Source organism: Actinomyces sp. 2119 (genome assembly GCF_003591215.1).
GTDB classification, from domain to species: Bacteria; Actinomycetota; Actinomycetes; order Actinomycetales; family Actinomycetaceae; genus Actinomyces; species Actinomyces lilanjuaniae.
Map to the genome: position 1 here is coordinate 49663 of NZ_QYRR01000001.1, position 13384 is coordinate 63046.

Consider the following 13384-nt stretch of genomic DNA (forward strand, 5'->3'; position numbering starts at 1 on the left):
GTGGCGCGGTGTGTCAGGTCGGGATGGCAACGAGAACGGACAAGAACGAGGGGCACGAGGGGGAAATGGGAGAGGCCGTGTATAGGGACGCAGATGTGCGTGTTCGCTTGCGTCGATGGCCTCGGTGAGGTGGGCTTGTTCCGCTGTGCCCGACCCGGGGTGCAGATATCCGGGAAGGACGGTGTCAGTAAGTGGTGACTACAGCGGGCGGAGGCTTCGGCTTCCCCTCCGGCCTCGTTGTGCAGGAGTTTGGCTATGACGACGACGTCGACCTGGCACTGCGCGAGGTGGTCGAGGCCGAGACTGGCATGGCGCTGGTCGACGAGGACTATGAGGACGTCGCTGATGCGGCGCTCGTGTGGTGGAGGCAGGAGGACGGTGACGTCGACGACCTGACCGACCTCCTCGTGGACGCGAAAGCGAATCTTGAGGACGGGGCCGGGCTGATCTGGGTGCTGACTCCCAAGGCTCGTACGAGGGGCGCGGTGCCTGCGTCCGAGGTCGAGGAGGCGGCTGCCACCGCTGGCCTGCACGCTACGTCAACAGCCTCTATGGGTGAGCGCTGGAGCGGGACCAGGATCACAACCCGCAGACGCTGACCAGGTCACCCCACTTTTGGTGTGCTACTGCGGCCGCAACTGGTCGGGCTGGCGGGATCTCCTGTAGCATTGCCCGTGCTCGCCCGGACGCTCCCGACACCTTGCAGCAACAGCTGCCCGGCAGTCGCCGGTGGAAGATCTCGACAGTAGCGGCAGGGCGGGTCCTGAAGGACCTGTAGCTCAGCTGGTAGAGCAACGCGTTTACACCGCGTCGGTCGTCGGTTCGAGTCCGGCCGGGTCCACCGCGTCGCCACGGCCGGGCGCCGCTGAGCCTGCTCAGATGGTGCCCCCGGCGGGACTCGAACCCGCACGCCCGGTGGGCAGCGACTTTTAAGGTCGCGGTGTCTACCGGTTCCACCACGGGGGCAGGACGCCCCTGGGATGGTCCGGGGCGCCGGTACAACTCCGCAGCATCGACCCTAGCAATCTGACGGCGCTGCTGGACTTCCGGCGGAAGCTGGCCGCCGGTGAGGGCGGCCAGGCTTGTACCGGACCCAATATAGCGTATCGATCGGGCGCCAAAGGGACAGGTGGTCCAGGAGCCGATGTCAACGAGCCGAAGCCACCCCCGTAGGCCAGGTGCAGCAGAGCCGCAAGGCGAGAACCTGCACCGGCGCGCTACCGCACCAGACAACAGCCTGAGGGACCGGCAGCACGATGAGAGTGATACGCCCGGCGCTGCACCTCACTCACCGCGTGTAGTTAGTCACATCACGCAGACGAAGCTTCGACCCCTCACGACGGAGCGGCGCCAGCAGGTGGCCGACCTGTGCCGCGCCGGTGTCCCCGTCAAAGAGATCGTCCGGCAGACAGGTGTTAAATCGCTCGACAGCCTATCGGTTGTGTGGGGTGGCGGTGTCGTATCGCGCGGTGTAGAGTTATCAACATTCTAGTTGAGCTTCAATTCTCGACAACTCAGGCCGGGGTCAGTGTTACCGAGAATGCGATGTCGACTATGGATCCCAGTGCTTTCTCGTATGCGTGACTAACCCATGGAGTAACACGCTCTTATTAAAGACTCTCTGCTAGTTTTCAGGGAGCTCAAGGCCTTCTTTTTCTTCAACTGTTCGCAAGACCATGAGCGCCACCTCAAACGCTTGGATGGCGTCAACACCGTACATGGTCTGTTTAAACGGCGGCCTTAATCCTGTCGAGCGCATTTCAATCTGCCATTCGGAGTCATTATCCTCCGATACTGGCGACGGTAAAGACAAGGAAAATTTCACATCCTGCCCATTCTTGGGCGAATATCGCCTTATGAACATAGTCTTCCACTCTGCAAACTCTGGCTCCTTAAGGTGCCACTATATTAACCTGTCATTAGAAATCTGTCAAGGTCGTTGCCGAGATTGCGGTGACACAATATACTTCGGGTATATAGTTCAGTTCCGCAGCAACTAAATACTCTCGACATCCACTTTGGAGCTTCCGCTCAGAACCCGTGCTGCAGAGGCGTCCGTAGACGCCTCTGCAGCACGGAGCGACTCCGACTCCTTGTGCTACCCATTAGCACCCGCCAAACAAGTAGCGTACTTGGCGGCAATGGCGGCCCAGCAGATGGCACGCCCTCGTGCTCCACCCGGAGCCCTCCTGCACCTTCTACTGTCTCGCTCGTATGCCCGGTCGCAGTCCCGCTTCGTATGTATTGAAAGGGCGCTATTCGTCATGTGCGGCTCCGACAAAGTCGAGACCGCACTGATAGCCAAACTGTCCCATGGAGCGGGGGTTGAAGTCCGGGCGGTTTCGTTGAGCGAGCCTTCCGCCGAGGCGGCCTGATCACTTGCAGCGCAAGTTGCTGCTGACGCAGCAGGCAATGGGGGCATCTTCCGTCGCCGCAGCCTGCGGAATACCACTGATAGTTGAAGACAGCAGTGCGATGCTCAAAAGGCCGCCTGCTACAAGAGTCCTACTTTTCATGCTCTTTTCCTGAATTCTTGGGTACGTCAAAACTGGTGCGCCCACCATCGGGCGTCTGGTTGAGAAAACCCCAGAGTGAAGAGCAAATTCGCGGACGTATTCGAAAAGCAACTGCCTCGTAATATCGATCCATGGCTGCACCACATGGGGGACACAAATGGTGTGCGGCAGGCTGGTGCCATCGGCGGTAGGCAGGCACGGGCAGGTTGCCGGGCGGCGCCAGCTGCTGGTGCCGCCGCAGCCTGAGTGCGTCAGTGTCTGCCTGGTAGCGCATGTCTGTCTCCGTCGTCGCGCTGGGTACGCGCTGGCCCGCATATCGTTCTGGACGTTTGGAACGTATATCACTCCTCACTGTGGGTTCCCATAGGGGGCTTGTTCGCCAGGACAGCGATGGCGGGACGTTGTTGTGGGAAGTGGGCGGACTGGCGCCTCAAGGCCCAAAAAATACCGAAAAATCGACCTCAGGCTATGTATTTTTGTGGCTATCGCCAAAATTTGCAGCAGTTGGTCAGTTCTAATGCGCGGGTGTGGCGGTATCCTGCCACCTGACGTTTGTGCTATCGCCAGGCAGGCTGGCAGTGTTAATTCGTCTAGTTTGTGACCGCTGCGTCGGCGCCCCGGCTACGTCCTTGTCCCTCTGTGTGGCTCTGGGGCTGCCCAGCGCATTGGCGAGACGCCGCTACTCCTCACCTTCGTTACCATTCCCATCCAAACTCGCCAAACAGCCCACCATGCACGTCGCGCTGGGTGAGAGTCGCTCTATGCTGGGCATCCAGGACAGTGCGGTTGTGCTGGTTGGCGCTCTGTGGGTGTGCAAAGGGGCTGGCGCAGGTGAACTGCCAGATGCTGGTTGGCACCTCCCCGATGATGCGCACCTGAATGGTGGCCTGCAATGAGCTAGCGCGGAAGGCGCGGATGGTGAGCGAGTCATTAGGCCGAATCGACTTTCACCAGAAGTTTCGCTAGACGAATCGCCGCACTCAAGTAGTCCCACTTTCCCGTGCTGTTTGGCGGTTTGGTCACGATCTCTGGCTGCGACTGACAGCCCCTGGTGGGCTACCCCCATCTGCTGTCCACGCCGTCAGGGGTGACCGCTGTCGTCCAGTTGCTTCGCCTCTGCTGGACCGGTGGTGGAATCGGATGGGCCGTCAGCGCTGAACCACCTGGCTGGTGAACTTCGCATCCCCTCTGTCTCCTCCCGATCCCTGGTCGGCTCCATCTCGCCATACTTCGCACTGGACTTCCTGTGCATTCTGAGCGTTCATGGAAAGAGACGCCAGCCATGGTGGCTGGTATGCCCAGACAAAAGCGGAAGCGAAAGGAGGATGAGGGTATGGAACCAGAAACGACGCAAACTGGTGCGATGGACGGTAGCGCAGTAGGAGGTGCGGTAGCCGCAGGAACTGTTGCTCCCGGTCCCTTCACTGCCATGGCGCCCAGGTCACCCCCAAGCGAGCCGTCTCCTGCATCCGCGTGTCCGCCCGCGAGCATGCCCAGCGCGGCGGACGCCTGGCGGCATGCTGCTGCACGGCATCATGAGCTCCATCGCTGAGTACTACAGCCGCAGTCTCGCTAATGAGATCATCAGGGGAATGGGCGAAAAAGCCAGGAATGACGGGACCTTGGGTAAGGCACCGCTGGGGTACATCAACGTGCGCGCCAGAGACGAGCACGGCAGAGAGATCCGCATCGTCGACCTCAATGAGGAGCGCGCCCAGTTGCATCGTATGCTGCGCCTCCCCTACTACAAGGGTATCGTCACCCTCCAGGGCGTCGAGTACCCCGGGCAGCATGAACCCTGGTCGACGTCGAGACCTGGCAGAACGTCCAGACCGTCCTGGCCTCGCGTCGCTATGGTGAGCGCGAGCGCCAGCACACCCACCACTTCAAAACAACGGTGTACTGCGGTCAGTGTGGCGCCCGCCTGCTGGTGCAGAACACGCGCTGCGGCAGCGCTTCATCAGGCCCTTGACCTGCTCGAAGACTGCCACCGCCTCTACAGCGATGCACCCGCCCATCTGAGGAAGCTACTTAACCAAGTCTTCTTCGACACAGTCCTGGTCAACCCGCTGGTTGATGAGGAGGGGCGGGTTGTTCTGCCGGATGACAGACCGAGCGACGAAGGAGACGGCGGCGTGGACAACGCGAACATAAATCCTGACCCTGCCGATGGTGCGGCTGGCGACCAACTGGCCGATCAGGCTGACGGGGCGGAATCTGCCGACAGCCTGTCGCGCCTCCTGGCCTACGTAAGCAGCAACGCCAGCCTGCAGCCGCCCTTCGACTGAAGGCGGTCGTGGTACCCCCACTGGGATTCGAACCCAGGACCTTGTGCTTATCAGGCACGAAACGAGGTATAAGCTCGCTGCTCTAACCGCTGAGCTATGGGGGCGTCAACCAGCCTGGTGCTGGCACGTAGGCCGGGGCGCCGTAGGTGGCACCGGCACAACCCTATCCTACCCAGGCACCTGGGCGCTGGCAGCACCGGTACTGCTATGTGGCACTGCGGGGGGACTGTGCCTGCCCCAGCGGCAGGTAGCCGTAGGCTGGACCCGTGAGCAGTGCACCGCACGGGCCAGGGGCCCGACCACCACACTCCTCGGGCTCCCCGACAGTTGCTGACATCGTCGCCATGGTGGACGAGCTGGCGCCCCGAGAGCTCGCTGCCCCGTGGGACTCCAACGGCCTTATCTGCGGCGACCCATCCTGGTCCGTCGGCCACGTCCTGCTGGCGGTGGACCCCGTGCAGGACGTTGTCGAAGACGCAGTGAGCCGGGGGGCGGACATGATTATCACCCACCACCCCCTCTACCTGCGTGGGACAGACTCCGTACGTGCCGACGACGCCAAGGGTCATGTCGTCCACACTCTCATCCGTCGTGGTATCGCCCTGCTCAACGCCCACACCTGCCTGGACGCCGCGCACGGGGGAGTGGCGGACGCCCTGGCTGATCAGGTAGGACTGCGCGACACGGTGCCGCTGGAGCCCAGCGCACAGGATCCGCAGGTGGGGATCGGGCGCGTCGGACAGTTGGAGAGGCCCGTGTCCCTGAGAGACCTGGCTGAGCGCGTCGCTGCAGTGCTGCCAGACTCGGCTCCGGGGCTGCTGGTCGGTGGGTGCCTGGAGGAGGAGGTCGAGACCGTGGCAGTCAGTGGTGGCTCAGGGGACTCACTCCTGGACGCGGCTCGTCGCGCTGGTGCTGACGTCTTTGTCACTGCTGACCTGCGCCACCATCCCGCCTCGGAGCACCTGGAGGCGGGACGCCCTTACCTCCTGTGCGGGACCCACTGGGCCACTGAGTGGGTGGGACTGCCTCCACTGGCCCGCGGCCTCGCGCAGAGGGCTGCGGCACGGGGATGGCGGCTTGAGACAGAGGTGTCGGCTGTCGTCACAGATCCATGGGCACTGCGTGTTCCAACTGGGTGCTGGCGCCCATGAGGCCGTGAGACAATACCGAGGCACCTGCCGCCGACCCTGACGAAGGATACCCCGCCGTGAGGAGTGCACCCATCACCCAGCAGCGGATGCTGATCGACCTGCAGTCTCTGGACTCCAGGCTCGCCCGGCTGCGTCACGAACGCTCCCGGCTGCCGGTTCTTCAACGTATCGAGGCCACTGTGGAGCGTCTGAAGACGAACAGGCGCGAGGCCCTTCTGGCGCAAGCGGCGCTGGCGGAGGCCAGGCAGGAGGCCGAGCGCAGTGAGGAGGAGGTGGCCCAGGTGGTGCGGCGTGCGCAGGCCCTGCGGGAGCGTCTTCACTCCGGTGAGACCGGGGCGCGTGACCTCAGCGCCATCCAGCACGAGATTGACCACCTGGGACAGCGCCAGCAGGTGCTGGAGGACAGACAGGTCAGTACTCTGGAGGCGCTGGAGTCGGCCCAGGCGCAGGCGGACCGCCTGGCCCAGGAGGAGCAGGACATCCGGGCTGCGGGGCGCCAACTGACCGCGGAGCGGGACGAGCGACTCGCGCAGCTGGACCAGGAGCGCGCTGCCGTGGAAGACCAGCGCAGTGACGTGGTGGGAGGTATTGACGCGGAGCTGCTGGCTGAGTACGAGGAGGTGCGGTCTCGTACAGGTGGCCTGGGTGCAGTAGCCCTTCGCGCGGGGCGCATCGAGGGTGGGTCGCTGGAGATCAGCCCTCAAGAGTATGCACGCTTCGCCTCGGCCCCCGAGGACGCCGTCCTGCGCGCGGAGGAGAACGACGTCATCGTGGTGCGTATGGACATCTGAGATGCGCAGAGGCACACGGTGAGGTACTGATAGTGAGGAGCCGTGCTCCCTGTGGGTACCGGCTGGCCGTGGCACGTTATGTGCTGGCCACTCACCGTGGTTAGTCCTGATCAGTCGTGGATCAGTTGTGGTCAGCACTGTGTCAGTGCCGCGTGACGAGAGTCAGCGACTGTCGGCCCTGCCTGTCCGGCTCGCTCAGCTCCACGTCGCGGACTACGTCCATGCTGGCAGCGGCCTCAGCGACCGCGCTGGTACTGCTCTGCGGGTTCAGGGCGCCTGAGGACAGAGCGCGCAGCAGCGTCCCCACAAGCTGCCCACGTGCTCGTTTGGCGCCGTGGGAGAACACCTGGCGGGCACCACCCGGTCCGGTCCGTACGACAGCCACCCGGACCAGGTGGCTGTGTGCCGAGGCCAGGAGGGACCTGGCAGGCTGCCAGACCGAGGCGTAGGCCGTGGAGCGGCAGTCCACGACGACCCTGCCAGCGGCAGTGGTCTCCAGGACAGGTTGTAGCCGCGGCCGCCAGTAGGCTGCCATTCGGCCCAGCCCGGGAAGCGCCGAGCCTATGGGGAGCCGGTGGTCAGGAATCCGGTCTGTGGGTCGCAGGATTCCCCACAGGCCGGAGATGATGATGAGGTGCCTGTCCATGACCGCGTGGGTACCCTCCTGGCTCCCGAGTCCCCGCAGGTCTGCGGCCTCGTAGAGGACTCCGGTGAACAGGTCGTAGGCCGGAGCGCAGGCGGCTGTCTCAAGACGCAAGTTCGTCTGTACCTCCCCGAGGGTTCGGGGCCCCAGGCCGAGGACGGCAGCAGCGTCCTTGCGGGCGCTGGCTCGCGCGAGCGTGTCCATGACCTGTACTCGGGAGCCAGTGAGTTCCTGCGCCTCCAGCAGAGTAGACAGCCTCAGGGCTGGTCCCTCTCGGGGCGCGGTCTTCCCTTCAGAGGGAGGAAGGAGGATGAGCACGAGCGCATCCTAGGACACGGCAGCCTCAGGTAGCTGCAAGCAGCACCAGGCGCCAGGAGGGCTGCTAGAGGCCGGTAAGGTGGTCAGTACGGTATGCTGCTGCCTGCGGACAAGCTGGCCGGGCGGCCGCGGTATTGTCTGGTGGCCCAGGCTCCTGGAGCACCAGACAGGCTGAGGAACGTCCGGGCTCCACAGAGCAGGGCGGTGGCTAACGGCCACCCGGGGTGACCCGCGGGACAGTGCCACAGAAAGAAGACCGCCGTCCGTGTACCGGGCGGTAAGGGTGAAAGGGTGGGGTAAGAGCCCACCAGCGTGGCGGGTGACCGCTGCGGCTAGGTAAACCCCGCCTGGAGCAAGACCGCACAGCTGACGTCTGAGGGCTGCTCGCCTGAGTCAGCGGGTAGGTCGCGTGAGGCCGTCGGCAACGGCGGTCCAAGATGAATGGTCGCCGCCACCCAGTCCGGTAACGGTGGGTGGTAACAGAACCCGGCGTACAGGCCAGCTTGTCCGCGCCCCTGTCACAGTCACCTTTCTGCCCTTGACACCTTTCTTCCCCTGACAGACGCGGCACGCGGCCCCGGGAAGGGGCCGCGTGCCGCGGTCTGTGGGAGCCTGACGCACCTGCTGCTCAGCTTGGCTAGCCAGGTCCTGGCCAGGCCCGGGGCAGGTGCGGGCCTACTTGGCCTGCACGAACCACTCCTCTCTGTCACTGGAGTAGGTGTCAAAGGCGGAGATGACGAAGTTGCCCGAGTTCACCGAGTCCTCGCTGATCAGGAAGGCGTAGTAGCCGGTTGCCGACCCGCCGTTGCGAGGCATGGACTGGGAGTAGAAGGACTTGTCGTCAATGAATATCTCGGGCTCTGAGGTGTTCCCACCGTCCTCGTAGGTGATGTCCAGGTCGTACTTGTCGAACTGGCCCTCACCTTCGTAGCTCACGGTGATCGGGACGGTGATGTAGACCTGACCCTCGGGCGGCTCCTCGTAGATGTACTCGTTGTCTGCCTTCAGCGTGTCATTAGCGTCCCACGTGACCGCGTCGAAGTGGACGGTGATCTGGATGCCCTTGTCCTTGTCCTCCTCGCGCGTGGAGGGCAGGACCACGTCCTGCTGGGTGGGGTCGATAGCGGTGTCTGCCGAGGTTCCCTCCCCGCCTGACCCGCCACCCGAGTTGTTGTCACTACTGTCAGCGTCGTCGTCACTGCTGCTGCCGGTGTCGCTGGAGCTCTGTGTGGTGGCGCCGCCAGCCTGGTTACTGCTGCTCCGGTTGACCAGCAGGAGGGTCACAACCAGGGCCACGACCAGGACGGCAGCGATAATGGTCCAGAACCACCACTGCCGGGTGACAGGTTTTGAGGCGGGGGCTGGGCTCAGTCCGCCTGCGACGTCGACCGGCTGCCAGCCTCCGGTCTGCCCCTGTGGCCCGCCGGGAGGAACTCCTGGGGCCTGGTTGTGGAAGGGTGTCGGTGCCTGGGAGTAGTCCGCGCCGGGGTCGTAGCCAGCCGGAGCGGAGGAGGGCGCGTAGTCTCCTGAAGGCGCAGAGGCGGACGAGCCTGTGGGGTCAGCCACGTGAGCTGGCATTGAGGCGGTCTCGGCCGACGCGGCAGCAGGCCCGGTGGGGGCGCTCGAGGCACTGCCCGTCGGCGCCCAGGCCGGGTCGGTTCCCGGGACGGCGGCTGAACCGGCGTCGGAGAGACCAGTGGTGGGCGCTGAGTCGTCAACCCAGAGCTGCCAGCCCTCTGGTGCCGGTCCCCAGGCAGGATCAGGCTGCCACCCTGGGGGCGGCTCGAAGCCTTCCGGCGGCCTTGGCCAGTTCGGCGGTGGGTTGAAACGCAGTGCCATGTGAACCTCCGGGAAAAGAAATGACGGGGTAGGGGCAGCGCGGGACGCCGCACAAGAGCCAATCTACACGTCAGTGGCTCATGTGCGAGGCGAGAATGCGCCCTGCAGCTGACGAGACCGATTCTGTGCATCCCATTCAGATGAGGATGCTAACGAAAAATACAGTCACGCCGTTTCTGGAGTAGGACCAGCGGCATATGTTATGCAGCCGATCAGCCACACTCGTGGCGACGGGCGATAACGATACAGGACTGAGCCAGCCCAAGGCGGCTGCGGCAGGACGAACTGCCGCGCCACCAGTCACAAGAGCGTCAGAGTGGGGTCAGACCGAGGCTAGACCGAGGACCGTGTCGATGCCGCCAGGGCGGCCGCGCCCACGATGCCGGCACGGTTGAGCAGGCTGGCCGGCACGATCGGCGTCGTGAGATCCAGGAGCGGAAGGAACTTCTCGTGCTTGCGAGACACTCCGCCGCCGACGACGAACACATCGGGGCTGAAGAGCATCTCTAGGTGGGAGTAGTACCGCTGCAGGCGTCTGGCCCACTTCCTCCAGGACATGTCCTTTCTCTCTCTGACTGCGGAAGAGGCACGTTTCTCCGCGTCGTAGCCGTCGATCTCCAGGTGTCCCAGCTCCGTGCCGGGGACGAGCACGCCGTTCATGACCAGGGCAGAACCAATTCCGGTACCCAGGGTCGTGACGATGGCCAGGCCCTGCACCTCCCTGGCCGCTCCGTAAAGAGCCTCCGCGTAGCCGGCAGCGTCGGCGTCGTTGACGACTGTGGCCTGGCGGCCCAGGACCTGGGCCATCAGCGCCCTGGCGTCGGTCCCAGCCCAGGAGGGGTCGAGGTTGGCCATGAAGGCGACGACCCCGCGCTTGACCGGAGCCGGTACCGCGACCCCCACGGGCACTTCTGCGGGTAGGTCAAAGCTGGTGACGAGGCGGGAGACCACGTCGGCCACCGCATCCGGGGTGGCAGGCTGGGGCGTGGCCACACGCAGACGCTCAGCGGTGAACTCACCGGTGCCCAGGTCCACGGGAGCGGCCTTGATACCGGATCCGCCGACATCGACGCCGATAGCGATATCTGTGCTCATATCTGGATAAGGTCCTTTCGATTCCGGTGTCCGCGCGGAACCCGGCACCTCGGCTGCCCGGCCTGGTGCCAGGCTGGCATCAGGCCGGGAGGGTGAGAACCTCCGCGCCGGTGTCCGTGATCACTACGGTGTGCTCGAACTGGGCGGTGCGCGAGCGGTCGGCAGTGACCACCGTCCACCCATCCTCCCACTGTCTCCACTCGATGTCTCCCAGGGTGAGCATCGGCTCGACGGTGAAGACCATGCCGACCTCAATGACGTCGTCGTAGAGGGGAGCGGCGTCGTAGTGGGGGATGATGAGACCGGAGTGGAACGCCTCGCCCACGCCGTGTCCGGTGTAGTCGCGCACCACGCCGTAGTCGAAGCGGCGGGCGTAGGACTCGATGACCCTGCCGATGACATTGACCTCGCGCCCCGGGCGGGCGGCCTTGATCCCCCTGTCCATGGCGGCTCGCGTGCGCTCGATGAGCAGTGCGGACTCCTCGTCGACCTCGCCCACCGGGTAGGTGGCGTTGGTGTCCCCGTGGACCCCGTCGTAGTAGGCCGTGACGTCCAGGTTGATGATGTCGCCTTCGGACAGGACCGTGGAGTCGGGGATGCCGTGGCAGATCACCTCGTTGACCGAGGTGCAGATGGACTTGGGGAAGCCCATGTAGCCCAGGCAGGAGGGGTAGGCGCCGTGGTCACAGAGGAACTCGTGGGCGATCCGGTCCAGCTCGTCGGTGGTGACGCCGGGGGCGATCGCGTCGGCGGCGGTAGCCAGTGCCTGGGCAGCAAGGCGGCCGGCAGCACGGATGCGCTCCACGGTCTCGGCGTCCTTGACCTCGGCGGCGGTCACCTGCTCGGGTCCGTCGTGGAACAGGTACTCGGGTCGCGGGATCGTGTCAGGGACGGGACGCTGCGGGCCGAGGGTCCCGGGCACGAGGGTGCCGCGTGGTGCCCGGTCAGCCAGGTGGGAGGTCGTAGGTGCCATCATGTGCCCAGCATAGGTATCAGGCCGGGATCCTGGACCCGTGCAGGCCCGACGACTTGGGCCTAGGATGCGCCGGTGGCGAAGATTCACCTGGTCCGTCATGGCCGTACCGTCCTCAACGAGCAGCGTCGTACTCAGGGCGCGTGCGACTCGCCCCTGACCAGGCAGGGGCGCGCAGGCGCCGTTATGTGCCGTGACTACCTGGCTGGGACATCGCTGACAGCGGCCTACACCAGCCCCCAGGGCAGGGCGATGGAGACCTCGGAGATTCTTCTGCAGGCCCACCCCGGGCTCGTCGCAACCCGGCTCAGCGGCCTGCGGGAGTACAACTACGGCCACTACGACGGGGGACCGGACGCCCAGATGCACGCCGCTCTCCCGGTAGACCGGCACCTGCCCGGTGTCCTGGCCGGAACCCACCCCGGGGCACCGGGCGGCATCCATGCCCGTGACTACCTTGCGGACATGGACGGCGCGCTGGCGCGCATCCTGTCCGACTTGCAGGCACAGGCGGCAGTGGCGGGGGCGGATCCGGAGGTCCTAGTGGTCTCCCACGGCATGACCATCACGATCCTGGCCCTGCGGTGGCTGGGGACCCAGGCGGTCCAGGCCCTCGTTGCCAGGCCCTTGGCCAACTGCTCGGTGACCACGGTCAAAGTCGATCCTGGCGCTCCCGACGGTGCTCCTGAGCTGCTCGCCTGGGGGGAGGACCCCGGCCGCCAGGGTGTGACCTTCCAGGTAGGTGACATGAGCGAGTTCCTGGACGCCGTGGTTCCTGCTCCGCTGGACCTGTCCAGGCCGGAGGGGCTGTAGCCGCCGACTGCCGACAGGAGCGGCAGGTCCGTCGCGGCGCAGGGAGGAGGCGCAGGGATGACGAGAAGCCAGAGCAGCACCGAGGAGGGGGCGCAGGAAAGGCCGTAGGCACGCCGTCAGGCGTCGAAGGTATGCTCCGGCGCGGGGAACGAGATCTCGCGCACCGCCCTGCCGTAGTCCTGCGCAGCCTCCTTGAGTGCATCGCCGACGTGGCCGAACTGCCTGGCGAAGCGGGGGGACCACTCGCTCACGCCCGCCATGTCCGTCCACACCAGGACCTGGCCGTCTGTTCCGGGACCTGCGCCGATCCCGATGGTGGGAGCCGTGACACTGCGAGTCAGCCTGTCCGCCACCGGCGCGGGCACCATCTCCAGGACGAGTGCCACCGCGCCAGCCTCAGCCAGAGCCCGGGCGTCGGCCACTAGGCGGTCGGCTGCCTCCTGGCCGCGCCCCTGGACCCGGTAGCCGCCCAGGGCGTTGACCGACTGCGGTGTGAAGCCCAGGTGCCCCACCACCGGGATACCCGCCTCGGTCAGTGCACGCACGGAGGACGCCCGGGAGACGCCCCCCTCCAGCTTAACCGCCTGGGCACCCGCCTTCACCAGGCGCACGGCACTGGCCAGAGCCTGCTGGGGCCCGGCCTCGTAGGTGCCGAACGGCAGGTCGGCCACCACCAGGGCGCGTGAGGCCGCGCTGGCGACCGCGCGAGTCGCGACCACCATCTCGTCCAGAGTCACCGGGATGGTGGAGTCGTACCCCAGGGCCACGTTACCCACGGAGTCCCCCACCAGGAGCACGTCGGTGCCGGCCGCGTCAAGGATCCTGGCGGTCACGGCGTCATAGGCGGTGAGCATGACAATCTTGTCGCCACGCTCCTTGGCCTGGGCCAGGTGGTGAACACGGACGCGGCCCCGGGCACCACCCGGGCCGGAGGAGGCTGAAGACACCATGCGACAA

Annotated in this window: 10 protein-coding genes, 3 tRNA genes and 1 other RNA gene; 7 read left to right on the forward strand and 7 right to left on the reverse strand. The window is 65.3% G+C overall.

The window, feature by feature from the left end:
- Positions 1-191 precede the first annotated feature (191 nt).
- Both D4740_RS00220 and D4740_RS00225 read left to right on the forward strand, forming a co-directional pair.
- Positions 192-599: a DUF3052 domain-containing protein gene (locus D4740_RS00220; protein ID WP_119834952.1), complete on the forward strand. Its 408-nt coding sequence runs from the start codon at positions 192-194 to the stop codon at positions 597-599.
- A gap of 169 nt (positions 600-768) precedes the next feature.
- Positions 769-841, forward strand: a tRNA-Val gene (locus D4740_RS00225).
- 39 nt (positions 842-880) lie between these two features.
- Here the strand turns inward: D4740_RS00225 and D4740_RS00230 are convergent.
- A tRNA-Leu gene (locus D4740_RS00230) sits at positions 881-966 on the reverse strand.
- A gap of 3067 nt (positions 967-4033) precedes the next feature.
- Here D4740_RS00230 and D4740_RS00240 point away from each other — a divergent pair.
- Positions 4034-4804, forward strand: a complete 771-nt coding sequence (locus D4740_RS00240; RefSeq protein WP_259390560.1) for a hypothetical protein — start codon at positions 4034-4036, stop codon at positions 4802-4804.
- 9 nt (positions 4805-4813) lie between these two features.
- On the opposite strand, the gene D4740_RS00245 is transcribed toward D4740_RS00240, so the two are convergent.
- Positions 4814-4908, reverse strand: a tRNA-Ile gene (locus tag D4740_RS00245).
- A 162-nt stretch (positions 4909-5070) separates the two neighbouring features.
- Here D4740_RS00245 and D4740_RS00250 point away from each other — a divergent pair.
- The gene (locus tag D4740_RS00250; protein ID WP_259390561.1) at positions 5071-5955 is read left to right on the forward strand and encodes a Nif3-like dinuclear metal center hexameric protein; all 885 of its coding nucleotides are present in this window, start codon (positions 5071-5073) and stop codon (positions 5953-5955) included.
- A gap of 56 nt (positions 5956-6011) precedes the next feature.
- Positions 6012-6746 carry a zinc ribbon domain-containing protein gene (locus D4740_RS00255; protein WP_119834954.1) on the forward strand — a complete coding sequence of 245 codons (735 nt, stop codon included), beginning with the start codon at positions 6012-6014 and terminating at the stop codon, positions 6744-6746.
- Between the two features lie 142 nt (positions 6747-6888).
- Here the strand turns inward: D4740_RS00255 and D4740_RS00260 are convergent, their stop codons facing one another.
- On the reverse strand, positions 6889-7707 hold the full coding sequence (locus D4740_RS00260) for a YaaA family protein (protein ID WP_119834955.1): 819 nt from the start codon (positions 7705-7707) through the stop codon (positions 6889-6891).
- Between the two features lie 110 nt (positions 7708-7817).
- On the opposite strand from D4740_RS00260, the gene rnpB reads away from it, so the two are divergent.
- An RNA gene (gene rnpB, locus D4740_RS00265) (RNase P RNA component class A) lies at positions 7818-8217 on the forward strand.
- Between the two features lie 165 nt (positions 8218-8382).
- Here the strand turns inward: rnpB and D4740_RS00270 are convergent.
- The 3 genes from D4740_RS00270 to map all read right to left on the reverse strand — a co-directional run bounded on the left by D4740_RS00270 (position 8383) and on the right by map (position 11617).
- Positions 8383-9546 carry a hypothetical protein gene (locus tag D4740_RS00270; protein ID WP_119834956.1) on the reverse strand — a complete coding sequence of 388 codons (1164 nt, stop codon included), beginning with the start codon at positions 9544-9546 and terminating at the stop codon, positions 8383-8385.
- A gap of 333 nt (positions 9547-9879) precedes the next feature.
- On the reverse strand, positions 9880-10641 hold the full coding sequence (ppgK, locus tag D4740_RS00275) for a polyphosphate--glucose phosphotransferase (RefSeq protein ID WP_119834957.1): 762 nt from the start codon (positions 10639-10641) through the stop codon (positions 9880-9882).
- Positions 10642-10720: 79 nt separating this feature from the next.
- The gene (gene map, locus D4740_RS00280; protein WP_119834958.1) at positions 10721-11617 is read right to left on the reverse strand and encodes a type I methionyl aminopeptidase; all 897 of its coding nucleotides are present in this window, start codon (positions 11615-11617) and stop codon (positions 10721-10723) included.
- 72 nt (positions 11618-11689) lie between these two features.
- Here map and D4740_RS00285 point away from each other — a divergent pair, with 72 nt between their 5' ends.
- Positions 11690-12427 (forward strand): histidine phosphatase family protein, encoded by a 738-nt coding sequence (locus tag D4740_RS00285; protein ID WP_119834959.1) that lies wholly within the window; start codon positions 11690-11692, stop codon positions 12425-12427.
- Positions 12428-12543: 116 nt separating this feature from the next.
- Here the strand turns inward: D4740_RS00285 and panB are convergent, their stop codons facing one another.
- Positions 12544-13377 carry a 3-methyl-2-oxobutanoate hydroxymethyltransferase gene (panB, locus tag D4740_RS00290; RefSeq protein WP_119834960.1) on the reverse strand — a complete coding sequence of 278 codons (834 nt, stop codon included), beginning with the start codon at positions 13375-13377 and terminating at the stop codon, positions 12544-12546.
- Positions 13378-13384: the final 7 nt, after the last annotated feature.